Here is a 23800-nt window from a genome sequence, read left to right as displayed (position 1 = left end):
CCGCTTGAAACGACGCCGTTGGACGCCGGTCTAACGATGTGAGCGGTCATATAGGCGAAAGCGGGGGCCGTGTCAGCCCCCGCCGTCGTCATGCCGATCAGAACTCCTCCCAGCCGTCCGTGACCACCGCCAGGGCCGGTTTGCGGACGGCGCCGCCCGCCTTGCGAAGGGCCGCCACCGTCTGGGCCACCGGCTGCGGCGTGCGAACCGGCGCGGCGGCGAGCCTGGGCGCAGCCGCATGGCCGGTGCGGAAGCGCGACACCGAGGCGGCCAGGACGTCGGCCTCCTGCGACAGCGAGTGGCTGGCGGCGGTCGACTGCTCGACCATCGCAGCGTTCTGCTGGGTCACCTGATCCATCTGGTTCACGGCGGTGTTGACCTGTTGCAGGCCCGTGGCCTGCTCCTGGGCCGAGGCCGAGATTTCCGAAACCAGGCCGTCGATTTCGGCCACGCGTCCGACGATGCGCTGCAGGGCCTCGCCGGTCTGGCCGACCAGGGCCACACCCGCGCCGACCTGATGGCCCGAGGCTGAAATCAGGGTCTTGATCTCTTTCGCCGCCTCGGCCGAGCGCTGGGCCAGGGCCCGAACTTCGGACGCGACCACGGCGAAGCCGCGACCGGCGTCGCCCGCCCGCGCCGCCTCGACCCCGGCGTTCAGGGCCAGGAGGTTGGTCTGGAAGGCGATCTCGTCGATCACGCCGATGATGTTGCCGATCTGGGCCGAGGACTGCTCGATGGCCGTCATGGCCTCGACCGCGTCGCGAACGATGACGCCGCTCTTCTCGGCGTCGCCGCGCGCCGACTGGACCACGCTGGAGGCTTGCCGCGCGCCGTCGGCGGTGCGGTTCACCGTGGCGGTGATCTGATCCAGGGCGGCGGCGGTCTCTTCCAGGCTGGCGGCCTGCTGCTCGGTGCGGCGCGACAGGTCGTCCGAGGCCTGGCTGATCTCGCTGGAGCCGGAGCGGATGGCGGCGACGTTGTCCACCACCACGGCCACGGCCTGCTCCAGTTGAGCGATGGCGGTGTTGAAGTCGGTCTTCAGCTGTTCCGAACGCGCCGCCACCTGGGCGGTCATGCGGTGGGTCAGGTCGCCGCTGGCCATGGCCTGCAGGCCCTGCCCCAGGGCGACGACGGCGATGCGGTCCTCCTCGGCGGTGCGGGCCTTCTCGGCCTCGACGCGGGCGCGCTCTTCCTCGGCGGCCTGGCGGGCCACGGCGGCTTCGACCTCCAGACGCTCATTGGCGATGGCGGCGTCGCGGAACACTTCCAGCGCCCCGGCCATGCGGCCGATCTCGTCGTGACGGGCCAGGCCGGGAATGGGGGCGGTCTTGTCGCCGTCGGCCAGCCGCTTCATGCGGTCGGCCAGAGCCACGACCGGCCCGGCGACCGAACGGCCCAGCCTCCAGCCGGCCACGCCCATGGCCAGGGCCACCAGCAGGGCCATGCCGCCCAGGGTCAGGGCCGCGCGGCCCACGGCGGCGACGATCTGATCCGTATAGACGCCCGAGCCGACCACCCAGCCCCAGGGCGCGAAAGCCTTGACGTAGGAGACCTTGGACGCCGGTTCTTCCTGACCCGGCTTGGCCCAGTTGTAGTTGAGGAAGCCGGCCCCGTCGCGACGGGCGATCTCGGTCATTTCACGGAACATGAAGACGCCGTCGGCGTCGGTCTTGGTGCTCAGGTCCTGACCCTCCAGTTGCGGACTGAAGGGGTGCATGACCATGCGCGGCTGCATGTCGTTGACCCAGAAATAGTCGTCCTGGCCGTAGCGCAGGGCGCGCAGGGTCGACAGGGCCGCGGCCTGGGCCTGGGGTCGCGTCATCACGCCCAGCTGTTCCTGGGCCTGATAGTGGGAGACCACGCTGTGGGCGACCTCGACCGTCTTCTTGGTCCGGTCGGCGATCTCGGCGCGCATCACGCCGTCCAGCTTCATGAGCGAGAGGCCCGTCACCAAGAGCAGGCCGGCCACCGCCAGCACCGACAGCAGGTTCACCCTGCCGCCGATCGTCAAACTACGCATTCGTCATATCCCCTGACTGTCAGGGTCAGGATGAAGAACGCCGGTAAACGCAGCGGAAAACTCCGCTTGCGTAGAACTCCCTGCGTAGTCGCCCTTACGACCAAGGTCGCGGATCGCCGCCGAAACGACGCTCCGCCTTAGGCCTGGCGCTGGAATTCCAGGAAGATCGGCGTGGTGTCGCCCAGCTTCTTTTCCTCATAGCGGGTGACGACGTGGTCGGCGGGGACGGCGAACCAGTCGGCGCCCCCCTCTTGGATGTCGCTCGCCACGATCCGCGTCAGGCCCGGCGTGCGCGCCAGCCGCTCAAGCGCCCACTCGGCGTAGTCCAGCCAGTCGGTGACGAAGCGCGCCCGGCCGCCGGGCTTCAGCAGGCGGGCGATCTCGACCGCCGTCTCGTCCTGCAGGAAGCGGCGCTTGTTGTGACGCGCCTTGTGCCAGGGGTCAGGGAAGAGGATCATCACCCGGTCCAGCGAGGCGTCCGGCAGGGCCGTCATCACCGCGCGGGCGTCGTCGGCGTGCAGGCGCACATTCTTCAGACCGCCCTCCTCCACATGGCGCAGAGCCGAGGCCACGCCGTTGAGGAAGGGCTCGCAGCCGATCATCAGGGCGTCCGGGTGGCGCGTCGCCTGTTCGGCCAGATGCTCGCCGCCGCCGAAACCGATTTCCAGCCAGGCTTCCTTGGCCTCGGGCATCAGGGCCAATGGATCGATCGGCCCCTTGGCCGGGTCCGGCACGGCGATCTGCGGCATCAGGGTGTCGAACAGGGCCGCCTGACGCGCCTTGATCGGCCGCGACTTGATGCGCCCGAACGAGCGCAGCGGGCCGTGGGCCTGGGCCCACTCGGGACGGTCTTGGTCAAAGGCGGGCTGATCGGCGGGAGGAGCGGACTTGTCGGTCATGGCGCGCGCTCTAACCCCTTAAGGCCGCGCACGCAAAGGCGATCAGCCCGGTTCTAGCCCCAGGGACCGCGCGGGGCCGTCGGCGTCGAGGGCGTGGTCGGCACGCTGGTCGAAGGCCGGGCCGCAGCCACAGGCGCCGTCGTCGGACGTCGCCCCATGCCCATCTTTGTCCCCAACTCCATCAGGGCGCGGACGCGATTGCCGGTGGCCGGATGGGTCGAGAACAGGCTGTCGGCGCCCTTTCCGTTCAACGGGTTGATGATGAACATATGGGCCGTGGCCGGATTGCGCTCGGCCGGCACGTTGACCGCGCCGCGCGCATAGGCCTCGATCTTCTGCAGGGCCGAGGCCAGGGCGTGGGGGTCCTTGGCGATCTCGGCGCCGACGCGGTCGGCCTCGTATTCGCGGGCGCGGCTGATGGCCATCTGCACCAGACCCGCCGCCATGGGCGCCAGGATCATCAGGGCGATGGTCCCGATCAGGCCGCCAGGACGCTCACGGTCGTCGCCGCCGCCAAAGAAGAGGGCGAAGTTGGCCAGCATGGCGATGGCCCCCGCCACCGTGGCCGTCACCGTCATGGTCAGGGTGTCGCGGTTCTTCACATGGGCCAGTTCGTGCGCCATCACCCCGCGCACCTCTTCGCGCGTCAGCATGTCCAGCAGGCCGCTGGTGGCGGCCACGGCCGCGTTCTGCGGATTGCGGCCGGTGGCGAAGGCGTTGGGCTGATCGTTGGGGATGATGGTGATGGTCGGCAGGGGCAGGCCCGCATCCGTCGCCATCTGCTTGACGTCGGCGACATAGGCGCGGACCACGGCGTTGGGATGGCTCTCGTCCACCACCTGGGCCCGATACATCTTCAGCACGATCTTGTCGGCGTTCCAGTAGCTGAACAGGTTCATCCCCGCCGCCACGACCAGGGCCAGGCCCATGCCGGTCGCGCCGCCGATCAGATAGCCCAGCCCCATGAACAGGGCGGTCATCACGGCGAGCAGGGCGAAGGTCTTGAGATGGTTCATGCGGTCCAGGCGGCGTCGGGGGTGGCGAAGAAGTCCTGAACGTCTATGTGAGGCCCTGTTTCCCCGCCCTCAAGGCAGACCCCCTGTGACCGAACAGCCCACCCCGCCCGCCGCTGACGATGTTGAAACGGCGCCCGCCTTCAACGCCGACGTGCCCCACGCGACCCCAGAGCGCCCCTTGAGCGCGGTGGCGCGTCGCGCCCTGCTGGAAGCGGCCGAACGTCGCAAGGCGAGCGAAGAAGTGGTTCTGGCGGACGAGCACGGCGGTCCGCGCGGTCCCGAACCGACCCGCTACGGCGACTGGGAGAAGAAGGGTCTGGCCGTCGATTTCTGAGCCGGAAGGCCGCGTCGCTCGCGTATCGGGAGAATATTGAACGCTCTGACGGAAACCGCGTTAACCTTTGCGGCTGAAACAAGGAGCGTGGCCATGAAGGCTGTTCTGTATATCGCTGTCGGCGCGGCCCTGCTCGTCGCCGGAACCGCCGAGGCGCAGACGCGCCATGTCCGCCACAACGCCGCCTCCGGCTACGCCCAGCAGGGCTATGCCCAGCAGGGCTATGCCCAGTATGGGGCCCAGCGCGGCCCGATCGTCGAGAGCCGCGTCCAGACCTATTACAGCGACACGGGCTGGCAGGGCGGCTACGGCCCGGTCGAGGCCTATGGCTACGGCTATGGTTACGGCGGCGCCGGCTATCGCCCGCCCGTCGTGGTCGCTCCGGCGCAGCAGCCGATCCGTCACGGCGGCTATGGCTACAGCGGCGTGACCCGTTCCATGCCCTATGGCTACGTCGTCGACGGCTATGGTCGCTATCCTTGGTCGCGCGGCGGCGGCTATCAGCAGACCCAATACGCGCAGGGCCAATATCAGCAGGGCTATTACCAACAGGGCGGCTACGCCTCGGACTGCCGCTGCGGCCCGCCGCCGCAACCGGTCCACTACCGGCCCGAACCGGTCTATGTGAGCCAGCCTCCGGTCTATGTCTCGCAGCCGCCGGTCTATGTGGAATCCCCGCCGGTCTATGTGCAGCCGGCCCCGGTCTATGTCGAACCGGCCCGCGTCCACGTCGCCCCGCCGCCCGTCTATGTGGCCCCCGCCGACGTCCGCGTCGCCCCGGCCCAGGTCGAGGTCGCCCAGCCCCAGGTCCACGTGGCCCCGCCGCGTGTCGAGACCGCGCCTCCCGTCGTCAACTTCGAGCAGGGCTACTACGCCGTGCCCGACGCGCCGCCCCCTCCCCCGCCTCCGCCGCATCACCGCTCGCCGACCGAGCGGCCCTATATGCAGGAGCCCGGCGAGCGCGGCTGATACGACAAAGGGCGGCCCCCGCAGGGAGGCCGCCCTTTTTGTTTCACGTGGATCAAGGGGTTGCGGGCGCTCAGATCAACGCGATCTCCGCGGTTATGGCTTGCGCCGCCGCGCGCGGATCGGTCCCGGCGGTGATCGGGCGTCCGACCACCAGATGGGTCGCGCCGGCCTCCAGGGCGCTGGCCGGGGTCGCCGCCCGCGCCTGATCGTCCAAGGCCGCGCCGGTCGGCCGCACGCCCGGCGTCACGATCAGGAAGTCGTCGCGCCCCGCCGCCAAGGCGATCTCGCGCACCCGCGCCGCCTCATGCGGGCTGGAGACCACGCCGTGAACGCCCGCCTCCAGCGCCTGACGCACCCGCAGTTCGACCAGATCGGCGGCCGACAGGCTGTGGTCGTCCGCCTTCAGGTCGTCTTCGGTCAGGCTGGTCAGGACGGTGACGCCCAGGATTTTCAGATCCGACCCCGCCGCGCCACGCGCCGCCGCCGCCATGACCTGAGGCCGGGCGTGGACCGTCAGCAGGTCGCAGCCCGCATGGGCCAGCACCGCCGTCGCCTTCTCCACCGTCGCGCCGATGTCGTGCAGCTTCCAGTCGAGGAAGACCTGAGCCCCCGCCGCCTTCAGTTCGCGCGCCAGGCCCATGCCGTCCGAGGCGAACAGCTGCAGTCCCACCTTGTAGAAGCCGACCGCGTCGCCGATGCGCTCGACCAGGGCCCGCGCCTCGTCGGTCGTCGGCACGTCCAGGGCGCAGATGACGCGGGGATCAAACGGGCGATTGGGACGATCTGGCGACATTTCCGGCTCTCGGCGGGTTGCAGGCGCGCGCGGATGCCCCGATAGGTGAGACCAAGGGTCGCGGGGTCGCGCGGCGGGATTTAAGGGCGGGGGCAAGCAATGAACGCGGTCGATCTGGGGGTCAACCTGTTCGTGGCGCTGTTCGCGCTTCTCGATCCTATCGGCAATGTGCCGATCTTCGCCGCCGCCACCGCCGGGGCCTCGCTGCGTCAGCGCATCAGCGTCTCGGCCATGATCTGCGCCTTCGCGGTCGCCTTCCTGGCCTTCTTCTTCTTCACCGGCCTGGGCCTGCTGCAGTTCTTCGGCATCTCCCTGGCCGCCTTCCGCATCGCCGGCGGCATCCTCTTGCTGCTGCTCGGTCTCGACATGGCGCGCGAGGACTTCCTCAAGATCTTCGCCGACGCGGACGCCGTGACCGACGCCAAGGACGTGCGCGGCTACGCCAAGCGCCGCTTCAAGCGCCTGATCGTGCCCTTCGCCATCCCGCTGATGATCGGCCCCGGCGCCATCTCGGCCATCATCATCAACGCCGGCGAGGCCCAGAAGCTGGGCGCGGCGGGCACGGTCGCCTCCCTGTCCGCCATGGTCGCCGCCTGCGTCGTCACCTTCCTCTGCTTCGCCGCCACCGGCCCGATCAGCCGCATCCTTGGCGACGTCGGCATGGCCATCGTGGTCCGCGTCCTGGGCCTGATCCTGTGCGCCCTGGCCATCCAGTTCATCATCGCCGGCCTGGGCGAGGCCATCCCCGGCATGTTCAGCATCGGCGTCACCGCCCCCTACCCCGCCGGCGGTCACTGACCTCAGCCGTCATCCCGGCCGCAGCGAAGCGAAGAGCCGGGAGCGCCCAAGACTCAACGGTCAGCGTCTGTTGCGGTCCCGGATAAGCGCTGCGCGCTTTCCGGGATGACGGCGCGTTCCGGCTAAAGCCTATCCAGACGTTTGGCGTGGCCGCCGACCATTTTCAGCGCCAGGGCGTCGGGCAGCAGCCCGCCGAGCGCCGCCAGCACATTGTTGGCGAGCCCCGGCGTGACGCGCGGCCGGTTGGCCTCGACCGCATCCCAGCCGATGCGGGCCACGCGCTCGGCCTCCATCCACATCCAGGCCGGATAGGCGCTCGACACCTGCTCGCGCGAGCCGTTGACGTCGTGGAACTCGGTATAGGTGTAGCCGGGACAGAGCGCCGTGACGTGGACGCCCGTCCCTCGCGTCTCCAGCCACAGGCCCTGCGAGGCCTTGATCAGGAAGCTCTTGATCGGCCCATACAGGGTGTCGCCGCCCGTCGCCGGCATCTGGCCCGCCAGGGAGGCCACGTTCAGCACCCGGCCCCAGTTGCGTTCGACCATGCCGGGCAGCAGCAGGCGCGACAGCTCGACCGGCGCCGTCAGCATGACGCGGATCATGGCGGCGTGGTCGGCCGGTTCGGTCGCCAGAAAGCCCGTGGTCCGGCTGAAGCCGGCGTTGTTGATCAGGCCGTCGACGCTCAGGCCGCGCGCCTTGATCGCCTCGACCAGAGCGACGGGCGCGGCGGGCTCGGCCAGATCAGCGACCACGACGCTGGCGGTCACGCCGTGCCGCGCCGTCAGGTCCTCGGCCAGGGCCTGCAAGGGGCCTTCGCGCCTGGCGGTCAGGATCAGGTCATGACCCCGCGCGGCGCACTCGCGCGCCAGGGCCGCGCCGATGCCGGCGCTGGCCCCCGTGATCAGGATGGTGCGCTCCCCCAAGCGACGCGCGTCAGGCGGCGACGGGACAGGAGCCGTGCGGCGCGAAGGCGCGCAGCGAGGCAGGGTCCGCCTCCAGCAGGTCGGCGATGGTGATCTTGGCCAGGGCCGCGCCCGCGGCCCGATCGGCGGCGGTCAGGGCCTTGGCCACCTGACGGGGGATATGCTCGCCCACCGGGCAGCCCTTGGCCCCGGCCGGGGTCGAACCCAGATGGGCGCAGCCGTTCACCGCCTTCAGCACCTCGTCCAGACGGATGGTCTCGGGCTGACGCAGCAGCCAGGACCCGCCCGAGGCGCCGGGGCGCGTGGCGATCAGTCCCGCCTTGGCCAGCAGGGCCGTCACCCGGCGGATGACCACCGGATTGGTCGGCACCGAGGCGGCCAGAACGGCGCTGGGCGCGGCGTCGGCGGCCGAATAGGCGCCCTTGTGGGCCAGATAGGCCAGGGCGTGGGCGGCGACGGGGAATCTTTGGCTGTCAGACATCTTGATCAATGCTCCAGACCGGAAGGTAGGGCTTCCGGCGCCGTTTCACAAATCCAACCGCAACAAAAACTGTTTTAATTATCGTAAAGCTTCACGCCCCGGCCTTTCGGGCGAAGCCCCAGGCCGCGTCCGACAGGGGCCCGACCTGGGCCGCCATGGTCCTGGCGTGGGCGCTGGCGGCGGTGCCGTCGCGCACCCGCCCGGCTATGCCCTGACAGATGGCGGCCAGCCGGAACAGGTTGTAGGCGAACAGCCAGTCGAGGTTCTGCGGCGCCGCCGTCCCCGTCTTTTCAGCGTAGCGCTCGACCGTCTCCTCGACCGAGGGAATGCCCAGGGCCGCAAGATCCGCCCCCGCCAGACCATTGCGCAAGGACGCCGGAATGACCCAGGCGATCAGCAGATAGGAGAAGTCGGCCATGGGATCGCCCAGGGTCGACAGCTCCCAGTCCAGCACCGCCCTCACCCTGGCCTCGCTGGGATCAAGGATGAGATTGTCGAGGCGGAAGTCGCCGTGGACGATCCGCGTCGGCCCTTCCGGCGGCAGGCTGTCGGGCAGGAAGGCGATCAGCTGGTCCATGGCCGCGATCGGCTCGATCTCCGAGGCCCGATACTGCTTGGTCCAGCGCCCGACCTGACGGGCGAAATAATTGCCCGGCTTGCCGTAGTCGCCCAGGCCGATGGCGGAGGGATCAAAGGCGTGCAGGGCCGCCAGCGCATCCGTCTGGGCCTCATAGACGGCGCGGCGTTCCATCGGGGCCAGACCCGGCAGCTTCAGGTCCCAGAAGACCCGCCCCTCGACCTTGTCCATGACATAGAAGATCGAGCCGATGACGGCTTCATCCGTACACAGAGCATAGGGCCGCGCTACCGGAAACCCCTGCGCGTGCAGGGCCGAGATGACGGTGAACTCGCGGTCCACGGCGTGGGCGCTGGCCAGCAGGGCGCCCGGCGGCTTCCTGCGCAACACATAGGTCCGCCCCGGCGTGGTCAGCTCATAGGTCGGGTTGGACTGGCCGCCCTTGAACTGACGGATCGTCAGCGGTCCGGCGTAGCCCTCGAGGTTCGCGCTCAACCACCGATCCAGCGCCGCCTCGTCCAGGCGATAGCGTTCGTCCACCTCGCGCGTGCCGGAAAAGGCCGCCTGAGCGTCCAGAGTTTCAGTCATTCGCTCTCTCCCGCGTCGGGCGTCGCGGCGATGATGGCCGCCCTCACCGCCCCGCGCCAGCCCTTGAGCAGACGCGCCCGTTCCTCCTCGCCCATGCGCGGGCGCCAGACAGCCGGGGCCTCGGCGGGCGCGGTCCACAGCTCGCCCGTCAGGCCGACGCCGAAGGCCGCCAGCCTGGCCGCCCCCATGGCCGTCATCTCCTGGAAGGCCGGGCGCTCGACCTCGACCTCGCAGATGTCGGCGACGAACTGCATGGCGAAGGCGTTGGCGGTGACCCCGCCGTCCACCTTCAACCGCGTCAAAGGCGGCGCCCCGTCCTTCTTCAGAGCATCGAGCAGGTCGCGCGTCTGATAGGCCAGGCTTTCCAGCGCCGCGCGGACGAAGTGGGCCGGGCCGCTGTCGCGGGTCAGACCGATGACCGTGCCGCGCGCCTCTGGCTTCCACCAGGGCGCGCCCAGACCAGTGAAGCCCGGCACCAGATAGACCCCGCCATTGTCCTTCAGCGTCTGGGCCATGGCCTCGGACTGACGCGAGTCCGAGATCACCTTCAACCCGTCGCGCAGCCACTGGATCGCCGACCCCGCCGAGAAGATGGAGCCTTCCAAGGCATAGGCGACCTGGCCGTCAGCCGCGTATCCCAACGTCCCCAGCAGCCGCGAGGTCGAGGCCACCGGCCGGTCCCCGACATTGGCGACCAGAAAGGCCCCGGTGCCATAGGTGATCTTGGCGTCCCCGGCCTGCAGCGCCCCATGGCCGACCAAAGCCGCTTGCTGGTCCCCCGCCGATCCATGAATGGGCAGCGCCCGCCCGAACAGGCTGGCGTCACAGTCGCCCAGATGATCGGCGCAGCCTCGGATTTCGGGCAGGGCCTTCATCGGCACATCGAACAGGTCGCAAAGATCATTGCGCCACGTCAGCGTCCGCAAGTCCATCAGACTGGTGCGGCTGGCGTTGGTCGCGTCGGTGACATGGCTCTGTCCGCCGGTCAGCTTCCAGATCAGCCAGGCGTCGATGGTGCCCAGCTTGACCTCGCCCCTGGCCGCCCGCTCGCGCGCCCCCGGCACGGCGTCCAGCAGCCAGGCGTATTTCGAGGCCGAGAAATAGGGGTCGAGGATCAGGCCGGTCGCGGCCTGAACCGACGCCTCATGCCCGTCCGCCGCCAGCCGCGTGGTCACGTCCGAAGTGCGCCGGTCCTGCCAGACAATCGCCCGGTGCAAGGGCTCGCCGGTCGCCGCGTCCCACAGCACCGCGGTCTCGCGCTGGTTGGTGATGCCGACGGCGGCGAAGCGGCCGACGCCGCCCGCCTTCCTCACCACCTCACGACAGGTCTGCAGGGTCGCGCGCCAGATCTCGGCCGCGTCATGCTCGACCCAGCCCGACTGCGGGAAATGCTGCGCCAACTCAATCTGACTGACGGCGACGGCGCTGAACGCGCCTCCATTCTTTTGGCCTATCGGGCTTCGCCCTGCTTGAGGCGCATCTGCTTGAGGCTGCGACACCTCGAATGCGATGGCCCGCGTCGAGGTGGTGCCCTGGTCGATGGCGAGGATCATGTTCGCTTGCATGATGTGAGTTATGCAGAGGCGAAGGCTGAGCGTAAGAGGGAACCTATGCACACCCCCTCCTTCTCCGGCGTCCTCGACGCCGCCCGCCAGATCGCTCCCGCCGCCGTCCGCACGCCGCTGATCGAGCATCCGGCCCTGAACGCGGCCGTCGGCGGTCGCGTCCTGATGAAGGCCGAGACGCTGCAGGTCGCCGGCGCCTTCAAGTTTCGCGGGGCCTACAACCGCATCAGCCGCCTGACGGATGAGGAGAAGACGCGCGGCGTGGTCGCCTATTCCTCGGGCAATCACGCCCAGGGCGTGGCGGCGGCGGCGCAGGCCGTGGGAACCCGCGCCCTGATCGTCATGCCTGCGGACAGTCCTAAGGTGAAGGTCGAGGGCGTGCGGGCCTTCGGCGGCGAGGTGCGCTTCTACGACCGCTGGAGCGAGAGCCGCGAGGCCATCGGCGCAGAGATCGCGGCCGAGCGCGGCTCCATCCTCGTCCCGCCTTTCGACGACCCCTTCATCATCGAGGGTCAGGGCACGGTGGGCCTGGAGATGCTCGAACAGGCCGGCATCCCGATGGACCAGTTGCTGTGCGGCGCCTCGGGCGGCGGCCTGATCGCCGGGCTCAATCTGGTCATGGCCGAACAGAGCCCCGACACCCGCGTCATCGTCGTCGAGCCCGAAGCCTTCGACGACACCCGCCGCTCGCTGGCGGCCGGTGAACGCGTCGCCCACCCGCAGGGCGCGCCCTCCATCTGCGACGCCCTGATGGCCCCCATGCCGGGCGAGATCACCTGGCCGATCAATCGGCGCCTGGCGGGCGCCGCGACCGTCACCGACGCCGAGGTGGCCGAGGCCATGCGCTTCGCCTTCCGCTGGCTGAAGCTGGTGATCGAGCCGGGCGGCGCCGTCTCCCTGGCGGCGCTGCTGTCCGGCAAGGTCGCGGCCGAGGGCCTGACCACCGGGATCGTCCTGTCGGGCGGCAATGTCGATCCGGGCCTGTTCGCCGAGATCATCGAGGGGCGGTTCAGCGCCGCCTGACCGTCATCCCGGACGCCCGCTGGGCGAGCCGGGACCGCCCAGAACACCGTCGTCAGGGCTTCCGGCGGTCCCGGCTCATCGCTGGCGCGATGTCCGGGATGACGGCGCGGGAGGCCCCCTTGCGCTCGCCCGCGACGCAGTCAAGGCTGCGTCAAACGGAGGGGCCCGATGACGAAAGCCAGCGATCTGCCATCCTTGGTCGGCCAGGAGGTCGGCCTCAGTCGCTGGATCACGGTCGATCAGGCTCGCATCGACGCCTTCGCCCGCATCACCGAGGACGAACAGTTCATCCACGTCGATCCCAAGCGGGCCGCCGCCACTCCCTTCGGGGGAACCATCGCCCATGGCTTCCTGACCCTCAGCCTGGCCTCAGCCATGAGCTATGACGCCGTCGCCCCGCTGGACGGCATGGTCATGGGGGTCAACTACGGCTTCGACAAACTGCGCTTCCTCGCCCCGGTCCCGGCCGGTTCCAAGGTGCGCGGCCGCTTCAAGCTGCTGTCCGCCGAGGACAAGGGCGCCCAGGACGGCGTGACCCGCTGGCTGCTGAAGCACGAACTGACTGTCGAGATCGAGGGCGCCGACAAGCCGGCCCTGATCGCCGAATGGCTGAGCATGCAGATGGCCAGGGGCTAGGCCTCACCCGTTTCGGGCGCTGGACAAGACCGGAAGAACGGCGCTGCAGTAACCCTGAAATTCGGCGCATTTTCAGATCGAGGAGGCTGGACCGTGCACCTACACCCACTGTCCGTCTTCGACGGTCTGTCCTTTCTGGTGGCCGTCTTCGCCGCCTGGACGGCGCTGGACCTGTTCCAGCAGGCGCGGGCGCATCAGGGGGCCGGACGCCTGGCCTGGCTGGCCACGGCGGCGGCGGCCATGGGCGGGGGCGTCTGGTCGATGCATTTCATCGCCATGCTGGGGTTCAATCCCGCCGCCCCCGTCCACTACGACCCGGGACTGACCGCCGCCTCCTTTCTTCTGGCCGTCGCCGGCTCAAGCCTCGCCTTCCTGATCGCCTCGCGGGGCGGCGCCGGTCGCGTCGTCATCGCCGGGTTCGTCATGGGCGCCAGCATCTGCGCCATGCACTACCTCGGCATGGCGGCGCTGCGAACGACGACCGTCCTGACCTATGCTCCCGCCCCGGTCGCCCTGTCCGCCGCCATCGCCCTGTCCGCCTCCATCGCCCTGTCCGCCTCCATCGCCGCCCTGTTCGCCGCCGAGCGGGCGCGCTCGCCCCTGTGGCGGCTGGGCGCGGCGGTCGTCCTGGGCCTGGCGGTCGTGGGCATGCACCATGTCGCCATGTCGGCGCTCACGCTCTCGCCGCTCCAGTCCGCCGCAAGCCTCGACCCGCCGGGCGCGCCGCCGCTGATGCTGGCCGTCGGCGTCGCCGCCGTCACCGTCGTCATCCTGTTTCTGGCCCTGGCGGCCTCCATGATCGGCCAGCGCGACAAGCTGATCTCGATCATCGACGCGGGCGGGGTCGGCTATTGGGAGCTCAGCCTTCCGGGCCAGACCCTCTGGCTGTCCGGGCGCGCGCGCAAATATCTGGACCTGGCCCACGGCGAAGCCTTCGGCGCCCGCGACTTCGTGCGCAAGCTGAAGCCCGAAGACCTGCCCCGGCGCGCCGCCACCCTGGCCCGCGCCCTCAACGGCGACGGCGAATACAACGCCGAGTATCAGATGCGGGACAGCGGGCGATGGCTGCTGCTGCGCGGTCGGCTGATCCGCTCGCGTTCGGGGCGGCCGATCAAGCTGGCCGGGGTCATCACCGACGTCACCGACCGGCGCCAGGCCTTCGCCGCCCTGGCCACCAGCGAGCATCGCCAGCGCCTGCTGATCAATGAGCTGAACCACCGGGTCAAGAACACCCTGGCCACCATCCAATCGATCGCCGCCCTGACGGCCCGCCGCTCATCCAGCGTCGAGGAATTCATGCGGCTGTTCGAGGCGCGGCTGATCGCCCTGTCGGACACCCATAACCTGCTGACCGCCAACGGCTGGGAGAAAGCGGGGCTGCGCGACCTCCTGATCCAGGAGTTCCGCCCCTATGCCGAGGATCGTCTGCGGATGGAGGGGCCTGAGGTGACACTGGGCGCCGAGCAGTCCCTGTCCATGGGCCTCATCCTGCACGAACTGGTCACCAACGCCGCCAAATACGGCCCGTTGAAATGCCCCAGCGAAGCGGCAGGATGGGTGGACGTTCGCTGGAGCGCGGTCGATGCGGACGGCCGCATCACCCTGGACTGGGTCGAACATGGCGGCCCGGTCGTGGCCCCGCCGACGCGGTCAGGCTTCGGCTCGCGCCTGATCGACGTCAGCATCCGCACCACCCTGGCCGGGTCGGCGACCATGGACTACGCTGACGGCCGCCTGCATTGCCGCCTGGTCTTCCGACCGGGCGGCGAGCCCAAAGTCTAGGGCTCGCCCAGGCAGCGCAGCGCCACTTCCAGATTGCGCAGGCCGTCCTCGCCCGAGACCGCCGCCGTCTCGCCGGTGCGGATGGCGTGGACGAAGGCCTCGTGCTCCTTCTTGAGCGGCTCGGCCGGCCAGGAGTTGAGCATCCGCGTCGAATAGGAGCCGTCCGGCTGCTGGCCAAAATACTCGGTCACCTGGCGGGTGATCAGGTCAGCGACGATGAAGCGGTTCTTGGTGGCGACCTGCAGGGTGCGGGTCTTGTAGGGGGTGACCCAGTTGGTGGTGATGTGGGCGATCACGTCATTGGCCATACGGAACTGCAGCAGGGCCGAATCCTCGCGCGAGGCATGGGTGTGGCCCAGCAAGGACTGGACCTCGACCACTTCCGAGCCCGTCAGGTGACGGATGATGTCGATGTCGTGCACCGCCAGGTCGATGACCACCCCCACCTCGCCCATGCGCGGCGGGAAGGGGCCGACGCGGGTGATCTGGATGGAGATGATCTCGTCGCCGTCGATGGCGCGCTTGACCGTGTCCACCGCCGGGTTGAAGCGCTCGACGTGGCCGACCATCAGGACGCGGTTGTTGGCCTTGGCCGCGTCGATCATGGCCTGGGCGTCGGCGACCGTCGCCGCGATCGGTTTTTCGACCAAGACATGGACGCCCGCGTTCAGCAGGGCCACGCCCAGCTCGGCGTGGAAACGGTTCGGCGTGGCGATGACGGCGGCGTCCAGGCCCGCGGCGACAAAGGCCTGCGCCGTGGTCACGGCGTTCGCGCCATAGGCGGCGGCCACGCCCTCGGCCGTCACGGCGTCGGGATCGAACACGGTCGTCAGCTCGACGTCGCGCAGTTCGGACAGGACGCGGGCGTGGTTGCGGCCCATGACGCCGGCGCCGGCGACGCCGATCTTGAGGGGGGTCTGCTGGGTCATGCGATCTCTTTCTTTCGTCATCCCGGAAGCCCGCAGGGCTATCCGGGACCGCCGGAAGCGCCGGCGTCTGTTGCGGTCCCGGCTCTAAGCTGACGCTTCGGCCGGGATGACGGAAATGCTTAAGCCTTGAAGCTGGCGACGGCGGCGATGATGCGGTCCTGGGTCGCTTCGTCCAGATCCGAGTGCATCGGCAGGCTGATGACCCGCTCCATCAGGCGCTCGGTGACAGGCAGGCCCTGCGGCCCGCGCGGATAGTGGGCGTAGGCGGGCTGCAGGTGCAGCGGGATCGGATAATAGACCGCCGTCGGCACGCCCTGTTCCTTCAGATGCGCGGCCAGACCGTCGCGATCCTCGTGCTCAATGGTGTACTGCGCCCAGTTCGAGACATTGCCCGCCGGCACGTCCGGCACGGCGGCGACGTGGGGACGTAAGGCTTCGTTGTAGCGGGCGGCGATGCGGTTGCGCCACTCGATCTCCTGGCCGAAGACCTTCAGCTTCTCGATCAGGACGGCGGCCTGGATAGTGTCCAGACGGCTGTTCAGACCGATGCGCATGTTCAGATATTTGGGGTCGTGGTCGAAGGTCTTGTCCTTCAGGTCGACCGCCACCGCCTTGCCGTGCACGCGAATGGAATCGATCAGCTGGGCCAGGTCGTCGTCATTGGTCAGCACCGCCCCGCCGTCGCCGTAGCAGCCCAGCGGCTTGGCCGGGAAGAAGCTGGTGGTGGTGATGTCGGCCCACTTCAGCGGGTGTTCGCCATTGATCGTGCAGCCGAAGCCCTGGGCCGAGTCCGAGATCAGCTTCAGGCCGTGCTTGTCGCAGATCGCCTTGATGGCCGGATAGTCGGCGGGCTGGCCGAACAGGTCGACGGCGATGACCACGCGCGGCGTCAGGCGGCCTTCCTTCAGCGTCACCTCGATGGCCGCCTCCAGATGGGCCGGGCTCATGTTGTAGGTCGTCGCGTCCACGTCGATGAAGACCGGCTCGGCGTCGAACCACGGCACCACCTCGGCGGTGGCGGCAAACGTAAAGCTGGGCACGAAGACCGCGTCGCCGCGGCCCACGCCCCAGGCCATCAGCGGCAGGGCCAGGGCGTCGGTGCCGTTGGCGCAGCCCAGGGCGTGCTTGGCGGCGCCGAAGGCGGCCAGGTCGGCCTCGAACTGGCGCACCTGCGGGCCCATGACCCAGGCGCCGCCGACGACGGCGTCGGCGACGGCGGCCTCGATCTTGCCGCCGAGGCGAAGGCGCTGGGCCTGAAGGTCGATGAAGGGAATGGTCATGAAGGCTCTCTCGGTGACGCCCTGCGCGACCGGGCGCGTGGACTAAGGAGGAGGTTATGTCGTTGCGGCCTCCTATCAAAGCCGCCGCCCAGCACCAAACTCGTCAGGGTCACTTCGCGTTGCCGGTTGCAACGAAAGCCATGCTTGGCAAAGCCCGCAAGCCTGCCTAAGCCCAAGGGATCATGACGCTTTCGACGACGCAGAATCGGGTTCGCGACTGGCTGTTCGGCCAGGCCCTGCCGCTGTGGGCCCAGGTCGGGATCGACGCCGAGGGCCGCTTCTTCGAGAAGCTCGACTTCGACGGCCGCCCGATGGTCGGGGCGCCGCGCCGCACGCGGGTCCAGGCGCGTCAGGTCTATGTCTTCGCCGAAGCCGCCGCCCTGGGCTGGCCAGAAGGCGCCGCCGTCGCTCAGCGCGGGTTGGACGCCCTGATCCGCGACTACCGCCGTGACGACGGCCTGTGGGTCCGCGCCATGGACGACGCGGGCGCCGTCATCGACGCCGCGCCCGACCTCTACGACCTGGCCTTCGTCCTGTTCGCCCTGGCCGCCGCTCATCGCGTGCTGCACGACGAGCGCGCCCTGCCCCTGGCGCTGTCCACCCTCGCCGCCATCGAAACCCAGATGGCCGACCCCGTTCACGGCGGCTGGCAGGAGGCCCTGCCGCCGGTCCTGCCGCGCCGCCAGAACCCGCACATGCACATGCTGGAGGCCCTTCTGGCCTGGCAGGCGGTCGCCCCCGACCCGGCCTTCGAGGCGGCGGCGCGGCGCGTGCTGGACCTGTTCGCCACCCGCTTCTTCGACCGCGAACACCTGATGCTGGGCGAGTTTTTCACCGCCGACTGGTCCATCGCGCCCGGCGGCGCGGGACAGGTGATCGAGCCCGGCCATCACATGGAATGGATCTGGCTGCTGGATCAGGCCCGCCGCCTGGGCTTCGACGGCCATGAGCGACCGGCCCAGGCCCTCTTCGCCTCGGCCCTGACCAACGGCGTCAACCCACAAGGGCTGATGGTCCGCGAGATCGACCGCATCGGCGTGGTGCGCGACGGCGGCGCTCGCCTGTGGGGCCAGACCGAGGCCCTCCGCACCCTGCTGCTGCGCGGTCGGACCGACCAGGCCCTCACCCTGACCGACACCGTCTTCGCCACCCATCTGGCGACCGAGACGCCCGGTCTGTGGATCGACAGCTATGACGCCCAGGGTCGCCCGCAGGACGCCTCGACGCCCGCCTCGACCCTCTACCACCTGATGACCGCCTTCTCGGCCCTGCTGACGGAGCCCGCATGAGCCGCCCCATGAAGCGACCAGGCGCTTTTCTCGACCGCGACGGCGTCCTGATCGTCGATTGCGGCTATCCGCACCGCCCCGACCAACTGGTCCTCATCCCCGGCGCCGCCGAGGCGGTGAAGCGGCTGAATGACGCCGGCTATGTCGTCGTCATCGTCACCAACCAGTCAGGCGTGGCGCGCGGCCTGTTCAGCGAAGAGACCATGCACGGCTTCAACGCCCTGCTGGTCGCGCGCCTGGCCGAGGCCGGGGCTCGCATCGACGCCGTCTACGCCGCCCCGCATCACGCCGAGGCAGTGGACGAACGCTATCGCCATCCCGACCATCCCGACCGCAAGCCCAACCCCGGCATGCTGTTGAAGGCCATCGCCGAGCATGATCTGGACCCGGCCCGCTCGCTGATGATCGGCGATCAGCCCTCGGACCTGGAGGCGGCGCGACGCGCGGGGGTGGCCGGCCATCGCTTCCCCGAGGGCGGCGACCTTGATCACTTTGTCGCGGGCGTGCTGATCGGCTGATCGCAATTCTTCATCTGGTGAATTAATCTCACAGCCAAGGTCATAAGAAACCGCCGGAGAAGACACGCATGCCCGCCCAGACCTCGCCCTTTGCTGAACGCTATGTCGAGCGCCGCTGGACTTCGCCGGACGGGCTCAGCCTCTATGCGCGCGACTACGCCCCGGCGGCGGGCGCGGCGGGTCTGCCGGTCATCGCCATCCACGGCCTGACTCGCAACAGCGCCGACTTCGGCGTCATCGCCGGGTTGATGGCCCAGAGCGGCCGTCGCGTCCTGGCGGTCGACGTGCGCGGACGCGGCCTGTCCGATCGCGCGGCCGATCCCATGACCTACCGACCCGACGTCTATGCGCACGACATGATCGCCCTGATGGAGCAGACGGGGATCGCCAAGGCCGTCTTCCTCGGCACCTCCATGGGCGGGCTGATCACCATGGCCCTGGCCGCGATCCAGCCCCAGGCCATCGCCGCCGCCGTCATCAACGACGTGGGGCCCGAGGTGGCGCCCGAGGGCCTGGCCCGTATCGCGGCCTATACCGGCAAGACGGTCGAGATCACGACCTGGGCCGACGCGGCCGCCTACGCCCGCGACATCAACGCCGTCGCCTTCCCTCATTACGACGACGCCGACTGGGGCGCCTTCGCCCGTCGCATCTTCCGCGAAGACGCCGACGGCCGGCCGGTGCTGAACTATGATCCCGACATCTCCGTCCCGATCAAGGCGGCGGGGGCAGCGGCCCTGGTCCCCGACCTGTGGCCGGCCTTCAAGGCCCTGACCACCGAACGGCCCAGCCTGCTGGTGCGCGGCGGCGCCTCGGACCTGCTCAGCGCCGAGATCGCCGGACGGATGCGCGAAGCGGCGCCCGGCATGGCCTATGTCGAGGTTCCCGGCGTCGGCCACGCCCCCATGCTGGACGAGCCCGAAGCCCGCGCGGGCATCCTGACCTTCCTGGCGGGGGTCGGCTGAGCCGTCAGGACACGGAAGGCTCGCTCCACCCCCGCCGTCATCCTCGGGCTTGACCCGAGGATCGAGGGTAGCGGTGCGCTCCACAGATCACTCGTCGCGCAGGTGGATCGTCCGATCCTCGGGTCAAGCCCGAGGATGACGGTTGCAGGAAGGCGCTAGGCCTTCTTCACAAACTCGGTCCGCAGCACCAGGCCGCGCACCTTCTCGACATTGGCCTCGATCTCGTCGGGGTCGCCGGTCAGGCGGATGTTCTTGACCATGGTCCCGCGCTTCAGGGTCACCCCGCCCGAGCCCTTGACCTTCAGGTCCTTGATCAGGGTCACGCTGTCGCCGTCGGCCAGGATGTTGCCGTTGGAGTCCTTGGTCACGTCGTCGGTCATGGTCGATCCTGCCTGAGATAGAGAAAGGGGGCCGCCGCATCCGCGACAGCCCCGCTTGTCCGGGCCTATTCGGCCAGACGCGCCTGGGCAAGGGCGATGCGCGCCTGAAGATGCGCATCCTGACCCGTGGCGGCGGAAATGGCGTTGAAGCGCTCGATGTCGAGGCCCGAACCCTGGATGGCGGCGGCCATCTGGGCCTGCTGCTCGGCGCTCGGCTGAGCCCCGTTCAAGGCGCGGGCGATGCCGGAAATCTCGCCCATGGCGGCGGCGAACTGACCGGCTTCGGCGTCAGTGACGCCAGCGCCGATCGAACCCGGCGCCGACGGCGCGGTTCCCGCCACGGCGACGCGGGCCTGAAGCACGGAGTCGCCCGAAACAGCGGTCGAGATGGCGTTGAAGCGTTCGACGGCCAAGCCCGAGTTCTGCACGGCGGCGGCCATTTCGGCCTGCTGCGCCTCGGTCGGGGCGCCGTTCTGGACGGCGGCGGCCACGCTCTGCACCGTCTTCATGGCGGCGGCGAACTGGGTCAGTTCGGCATCGGTGGGATCGCCCGCCGGGGCCGGCGCGGCGGCCGGAGGCGGGGTGGCGGCGTCCTGCGCCAGGGCGGGCGCAGCGGTCATGAACAGGGCCAGAATGGCGGTCGGGGCGGCGGCCGTTGCAAAACGCATGGCTTATCCTTCTGCAGTCCCGAACGCTCAGCCCAAGGCTGACCCGGACAGGTCCGGGCTCTCCCGCACGACCGGGTTGTGTCAGGCTCACAGAGGGCGGGGAGGCCCAAACGCTAACCCGCGCCAGGCCGATACGTAAACCCCAGGCCCGTCAATCGGGCGTATTGGCGTCCAGTTCATCGAGCCAGACGCGCGCTGACGAGTCCGACGGCGCCCGCCAGTCGCCGCGGGGCGACAACGACCCGCCGGTCACCACCTTGGGCCCGTTCGGCACGGCCGAGCGCTTGAACTGGCTGGTCTGGAAGAAGCGGATCAGGAACTTCCTCAGCCAGGCCTTGATGGTAGGCAGATCATAGGCGACCCGCTCGCCCTGCGGCAGGCCGACCGGCCAGGCGCCCGTCGCCGCGTCACCCCAGGCCTGGTGGGCCAGATAGGCGACCTTGGACGGCTTCAGCCCGAACCGGCTGATGTAGAAGAGGAAGAAGTCGTTCAGGGCATAGGGGCCGACGATGGACTGCGTCGACTGGATCGCCCCGTCGGCGCCCGCCGGCACCAGTTCGGGCGAGATTTCAGTGGCAAGAATGGCGTGCAAGGTCGGCGTCGCCGCCTCGCCGACCAGACCGCGCTCGGCCACCCAGCGGATCAGGTGCTGGATCAGGGTCTTCGCCACCCCGCCGTTGACGTTGTAGTGGCTCATGTGGTCGCCGACGCCATAGGTGCACCAGCCCAGGGCCAGTTCCGACAGGTCGCCTGTGCCCAGGACAAAACCGTGGTTCTGGCTGGCCAGACGGAACAGATAGTCGGTCCGCAGACCCGCCTGAACATTCTCGAAGGTGATGTCGTGCACCGGCTGGCCGTCCGCGAACGGATGGCCGATGTCCCGCAGCATCTGCTCGGCGGCAGGGCGAATGTCGATCTCGGCCCCCGTCACCTGCAGCGCCTGCATCAGCTTCCAGGCGTTGGACTTGGTCCCCTCCGAGGTCGCAAACCCCGGCAGGGTGAAGGCCAGAATGCCCGTGCGCGGCAGGTTCAGCCGATCAAAGGCGCGACAGGCCACCAGCAAAGCCTGGGTCGAATCCAGACCGCCCGAGACGCCGATCACCAGGGCCTTCGACCCCGTCGCCGTCATCCGCCGCATCAGGCCCTGAACCTGAATATTGAAGGCCTCGAAACAGTCCTGATCCAGACGCGCGGCGTCGTCCGGCACGAAGGGGAAGCGGTCCAGCGGACGGATCAGGGCGTCGCCCGGTCCCTGCCCCGCCTCGAACGGAACCACGGTCGCGGCCTCGCCTTCCAGACGGGCGCAGTCGGCGAAGGTGCCGTTGCGAAGCCGGTCCAGACCGATGCGGTCCACGTCCACGTCGGCCACCGTCAGATGGCTCTCCAGCGCGAACCGCTCGCCCTCGGCCAGCTTGCCGCCCAGTTCGTGGATGGTCGCCTGACCGTCCCAGGCCAGATCGGTCGTGCTCTCGCCCCAACCCGAGGCGGCGAAGACATAGGCCGACAGGGTGCGGCTGGACTGGCTGGCGCACAGCAGGGCCCGCTCGTCCGCCTTGCCGATGACGATGTTGGAGGCCGAGAGGTTGCACAGGATGCGCGCCCCGGCCAGCGCCGCCCGCGTCGACGGCGGCTGCGGCGCCCAGAAGTCCTCGCAGATCTCGACCGCGAAGACGAAGCCCGGCCGGTTGGTCGCCTCGAACACCAGACCCGGCGCAAAATCGACGCTCGTACCGTTCAGCAGGACGGCATCCTCGCTGCGGCTGGCGGCGGAGGCGAACCAACGCTTCTCATAGTATTCGCGATAGTTGGGCAGATAGGTCTTGGGGACCACGCCCAGCACCTCGCCCCCGCCCAGCACCACGGCGCAGTTGAACAGGGCGTCGCCGTTGCGGACCGGCGCGCCGATCACGGCGATGACGCCGGCCTCGTCCGCCACCTCGGCCAGATGCGCGATCTGGCGCTCGACCTCTTCCAGCAGGGCCGCCTGCATGTGCAGGTCGTCGATGGCGTAGGCGCTCAAGGACAGTTCGGGGAAGACCAGCAGGTCTGCGCCCTGCTCGCCCGCCTGACGGATCAGCCGTTCGTGTTCCTCGGCGTTGGCGGCAGGGTCGGCGACATGGACCACCGGGGTCGCGGCGGCGACGCGCACGAAGCCGTGACTGCGCGGGGCGTGGAAGGAATGCGTCTTCGCCATCAATCTTTCGCTCCTGTCGGACGCGCTCGGTCCAAGACCTCCGGCCGCGTCCGCCCCCTCCGCCGTCATCCCCGGCCTTGTGCCGGGGATCCATAGACTCGAGGTCGGCCGACAGCGCCCCCCCGTCAACCCCGGCGTTTATGGATTCTCGGGACAAGCCCGAGAATGACGGAAGAAAAAGGCGCCGCAAGGATCGCGCGTGACCTGCGAACCGCTGTCGGCTAAGGCTCGCAGCATGAGCGATACGCCCAAAAAAGGCTGGTTCCAGCGACTGAGCGCGGGTCTGTCCCGGTCTTCGAAACAGATGACCGAACAGGTCGTCTCGACCTTCGTGAAGGAACCCCTGTCCGAAGAGGCGCTGGAGCGTCTGGAAGAGCACCTGATCGAGAGCGACCTGGGTCCCGCCGCCTCGGCCCGCATCGTCGAACGCTTCCGCGAGCTGCGCTTCGGCAAGAGCTCCGACGAGCGCGAGATCAAGGAGGCCCTGGCCGAGGCCGTGGCCGCCGAACTGCTGCCGCGTCAGGCGACGTTTGATCCCCTCAACGGACCCAAGCCCTATGTGGTCCTGTTCGTGGGCGTGAACGGCTCGGGCAAGACCACGACGCTCGGCAAGATCGCGTCTGACCTGACGGCCAGGGGCGCCAAGGTGATGATCGTCGCCGGCGACACCTTCCGCGCCGCCGCCCGCGAACAGCTGAAGGTCTGGGCCGAGCGCGCCGGCGCCGATTTCGAAAGCCGCCGCGACGGCGCCGACGCCGCCGGCCTGGCCTTCGACGCCTATGCCAAGGCCAAGGCCGAGGGTTACGACGTGGTCCTGATCGACACCGCCGGGCGGTTGCAGAACAAGTCCGCCCTGATGGACGAACTGCTCAAGATCGTCCGCGTGCTCAAGAAGGTCGACGCGGAGGCCCCGCACGAAACCCTGCTGGTGCTGGACGCCACCGTGGGCCGCAACGCCCTGGAACAGGAAAAGATCTTCGGCCGCACCGCCTACGTGTCTGGCGTCGTGATGACCAAGCTGGACGGCACGGCGCGCGGCGGGGTCCTGGTCCCCGTCGCCCAGGCCTCCGACGCCCCGATCAAGCTGATCGGCGTCGGCGAGGGGGTCGAGGATCTGCAAGCCTTCGACGCGCGCGCGTTTTCCCGATCCCTGGTCGGGCTCGAGGACTGAGT

The 23800-nt window shown here is 69.3% G+C and carries 23 protein-coding genes; 10 read left to right on the top strand and 13 right to left on the bottom strand.

The window, feature by feature from the left end; translation table 11 throughout:
• Positions 1 to 97 precede the first annotated feature (97 nt).
• From ACR9FL_RS17430 to htpX, 3 genes are all read right to left on the bottom strand, one after another.
• The gene (locus ACR9FL_RS17430; RefSeq protein ID WP_436356546.1) at positions 98 to 2020 is read right to left on the bottom strand and encodes a methyl-accepting chemotaxis protein; all 1923 of its coding nucleotides are present in this window, start codon (positions 2018 to 2020) and stop codon (positions 98 to 100) included.
• A gap of 137 nt (positions 2021 to 2157) precedes the next feature.
• Positions 2158 to 2919 (bottom strand): tRNA (guanosine(46)-N7)-methyltransferase TrmB, encoded by a 762-nt coding sequence (gene trmB / locus ACR9FL_RS17425; RefSeq protein ID WP_436356545.1) that lies wholly within the window; start codon positions 2917 to 2919, stop codon positions 2158 to 2160.
• A gap of 53 nt (positions 2920 to 2972) precedes the next feature.
• Complete coding sequence (gene htpX / locus ACR9FL_RS17420) at positions 2973 to 3935, bottom strand: zinc metalloprotease HtpX (protein WP_296175355.1); 963 nt, start codon at positions 3933 to 3935, stop codon at positions 2973 to 2975.
• Positions 3936 to 4020: 85 nt separating this feature from the next.
• Here htpX and ACR9FL_RS17415 point away from each other — a divergent pair, with 85 nt between their 5' ends.
• Both ACR9FL_RS17415 and ACR9FL_RS17410 read left to right on the top strand, forming a co-directional pair.
• Positions 4021 to 4269 carry a DUF1674 domain-containing protein gene (locus ACR9FL_RS17415; protein WP_296175354.1) on the top strand — a complete coding sequence of 83 codons (249 nt, stop codon included), beginning with the start codon at positions 4021 to 4023 and terminating at the stop codon, positions 4267 to 4269.
• A 93-nt stretch (positions 4270 to 4362) separates the two neighbouring features.
• Positions 4363 to 5238: a hypothetical protein gene (locus ACR9FL_RS17410; RefSeq protein ID WP_436356544.1), complete on the top strand. Its 876-nt coding sequence runs from the start codon at positions 4363 to 4365 to the stop codon at positions 5236 to 5238.
• Between the two features lie 70 nt (positions 5239 to 5308).
• On the opposite strand, the gene pyrF is transcribed toward ACR9FL_RS17410, so the two are convergent.
• The gene (pyrF, locus tag ACR9FL_RS17405) at positions 5309 to 6031 is read right to left on the bottom strand and encodes an orotidine-5'-phosphate decarboxylase (protein ID WP_296175350.1); all 723 of its coding nucleotides are present in this window, start codon (positions 6029 to 6031) and stop codon (positions 5309 to 5311) included.
• A gap of 99 nt (positions 6032 to 6130) precedes the next feature.
• On the opposite strand from pyrF, the gene ACR9FL_RS17400 reads away from it, so the two are divergent.
• Positions 6131 to 6829 (top strand): MarC family protein, encoded by a 699-nt coding sequence (locus ACR9FL_RS17400; protein WP_296175348.1) that lies wholly within the window; start codon positions 6131 to 6133, stop codon positions 6827 to 6829.
• 122 nt (positions 6830 to 6951) lie between these two features.
• On the opposite strand, the gene ACR9FL_RS17395 is transcribed toward ACR9FL_RS17400, so the two are convergent.
• From ACR9FL_RS17395 to glpK, 4 genes are all read right to left on the bottom strand, one after another.
• The gene (locus ACR9FL_RS17395; protein WP_436356543.1) at positions 6952 to 7752 is read right to left on the bottom strand and encodes an SDR family NAD(P)-dependent oxidoreductase; all 801 of its coding nucleotides are present in this window, start codon (positions 7750 to 7752) and stop codon (positions 6952 to 6954) included.
• A 10-nt stretch (positions 7753 to 7762) separates the two neighbouring features.
• Positions 7763 to 8233 (bottom strand): Rrf2 family transcriptional regulator, encoded by a 471-nt coding sequence (locus tag ACR9FL_RS17390; RefSeq protein ID WP_436356542.1) that lies wholly within the window; start codon positions 8231 to 8233, stop codon positions 7763 to 7765.
• 91 nt (positions 8234 to 8324) lie between these two features.
• Positions 8325 to 9398, bottom strand: a complete 1074-nt coding sequence (locus ACR9FL_RS17385) for a phosphotransferase (protein WP_436356541.1) — start codon at positions 9396 to 9398, stop codon at positions 8325 to 8327.
• Positions 9395 to 10951 carry a glycerol kinase GlpK gene (glpK, locus tag ACR9FL_RS17380; protein WP_436356540.1) on the bottom strand — a complete coding sequence of 519 codons (1557 nt, stop codon included), beginning with the start codon at positions 10949 to 10951 and terminating at the stop codon, positions 9395 to 9397. The genes ACR9FL_RS17385 and glpK overlap by 4 nt, the downstream gene beginning before the upstream one ends.
• 57 nt (positions 10952 to 11008) lie before the next feature.
• Between glpK and ACR9FL_RS17375 the strand changes: the two genes are divergently transcribed.
• The 3 genes from ACR9FL_RS17375 (at position 11009) to ACR9FL_RS17365 (ending at position 14404) form a co-directional block, all read left to right on the top strand.
• Positions 11009 to 11986, top strand: a complete 978-nt coding sequence (locus tag ACR9FL_RS17375; protein ID WP_436356539.1) for a threonine ammonia-lyase — start codon at positions 11009 to 11011, stop codon at positions 11984 to 11986.
• 168 nt (positions 11987 to 12154) lie between these two features.
• Complete coding sequence (locus ACR9FL_RS17370; RefSeq protein WP_436356538.1) at positions 12155 to 12622, top strand: MaoC family dehydratase; 468 nt, start codon at positions 12155 to 12157, stop codon at positions 12620 to 12622.
• 93 nt (positions 12623 to 12715) lie between these two features.
• A complete protein-coding gene (locus tag ACR9FL_RS17365) occupies positions 12716 to 14404 on the top strand; it encodes an MHYT domain-containing protein (RefSeq protein WP_436356537.1) in 1689 nt (562 codons plus the stop codon).
• On the opposite strand, the gene ACR9FL_RS17360 is transcribed toward ACR9FL_RS17365, so the two are convergent.
• Both ACR9FL_RS17360 and ACR9FL_RS17355 read right to left on the bottom strand, forming a co-directional pair.
• Complete coding sequence (locus tag ACR9FL_RS17360) at positions 14401 to 15333, bottom strand: Gfo/Idh/MocA family oxidoreductase (RefSeq protein ID WP_436356536.1); 933 nt, start codon at positions 15331 to 15333, stop codon at positions 14401 to 14403. The genes ACR9FL_RS17365 and ACR9FL_RS17360 overlap by 4 nt on opposite strands.
• Before the next feature lie 119 nt (positions 15334 to 15452).
• The gene (locus ACR9FL_RS17355; RefSeq protein ID WP_436356535.1) at positions 15453 to 16613 is read right to left on the bottom strand and encodes a DegT/DnrJ/EryC1/StrS family aminotransferase; all 1161 of its coding nucleotides are present in this window, start codon (positions 16611 to 16613) and stop codon (positions 15453 to 15455) included.
• 182 nt (positions 16614 to 16795) lie between these two features.
• Here ACR9FL_RS17355 and ACR9FL_RS17350 point away from each other — a divergent pair, with 182 nt between their 5' ends.
• The 3 genes from ACR9FL_RS17350 to ACR9FL_RS17340 all read left to right on the top strand — a co-directional run bounded on the left by ACR9FL_RS17350 (position 16796) and on the right by ACR9FL_RS17340 (position 19385).
• Positions 16796 to 17902, top strand: a complete 1107-nt coding sequence (locus ACR9FL_RS17350) for an AGE family epimerase/isomerase (RefSeq protein WP_436356534.1) — start codon at positions 16796 to 16798, stop codon at positions 17900 to 17902.
• Positions 17899 to 18420 (top strand): D-glycero-alpha-D-manno-heptose-1,7-bisphosphate 7-phosphatase, encoded by a 522-nt coding sequence (locus tag ACR9FL_RS17345; protein WP_436356533.1) that lies wholly within the window; start codon positions 17899 to 17901, stop codon positions 18418 to 18420. Before ACR9FL_RS17350 ends, ACR9FL_RS17345 begins: the two co-directional genes overlap by 4 nt.
• A gap of 68 nt (positions 18421 to 18488) precedes the next feature.
• Entirely contained in the window at positions 18489 to 19385 is an 897-nt protein-coding gene (locus ACR9FL_RS17340) for an alpha/beta fold hydrolase (RefSeq protein ID WP_436356532.1), read from the top strand.
• 155 nt (positions 19386 to 19540) lie between these two features.
• On the opposite strand, the gene ACR9FL_RS17335 is transcribed toward ACR9FL_RS17340, so the two are convergent.
• The 3 genes from ACR9FL_RS17335 to ACR9FL_RS17325 all read right to left on the bottom strand — a co-directional run bounded on the left by ACR9FL_RS17335 (position 19541) and on the right by ACR9FL_RS17325 (position 22627).
• On the bottom strand, positions 19541 to 19765 hold the full coding sequence (locus ACR9FL_RS17335; RefSeq protein WP_207824154.1) for an alkylphosphonate utilization protein: 225 nt from the start codon (positions 19763 to 19765) through the stop codon (positions 19541 to 19543).
• Between the two features lie 65 nt (positions 19766 to 19830).
• The gene (locus ACR9FL_RS17330; protein ID WP_436356531.1) at positions 19831 to 20433 is read right to left on the bottom strand and encodes a DUF4168 domain-containing protein; all 603 of its coding nucleotides are present in this window, start codon (positions 20431 to 20433) and stop codon (positions 19831 to 19833) included.
• Between the two features lie 151 nt (positions 20434 to 20584).
• Positions 20585 to 22627 carry an NAD(+) synthase gene (locus ACR9FL_RS17325; RefSeq protein WP_436356530.1) on the bottom strand — a complete coding sequence of 681 codons (2043 nt, stop codon included), beginning with the start codon at positions 22625 to 22627 and terminating at the stop codon, positions 20585 to 20587.
• Positions 22628 to 22862: 235 nt separating this feature from the next.
• Between ACR9FL_RS17325 and ftsY the strand changes: the two genes are divergently transcribed.
• Positions 22863 to 23798: a signal recognition particle-docking protein FtsY gene (gene ftsY, locus ACR9FL_RS17320; RefSeq protein WP_436356529.1), complete on the top strand. Its 936-nt coding sequence runs from the start codon at positions 22863 to 22865 to the stop codon at positions 23796 to 23798.
• Positions 23799 to 23800: the final 2 nt, after the last annotated feature.

This window comes from Brevundimonas sp. CEF1 (genome assembly GCF_051353055.1).
Classification (GTDB): domain Bacteria; phylum Pseudomonadota; class Alphaproteobacteria; order Caulobacterales; family Caulobacteraceae; genus Brevundimonas.
Note: the sequence above shows the minus strand (reverse complement) of the source record. Positions and strands in the feature narration are given on the sequence as shown.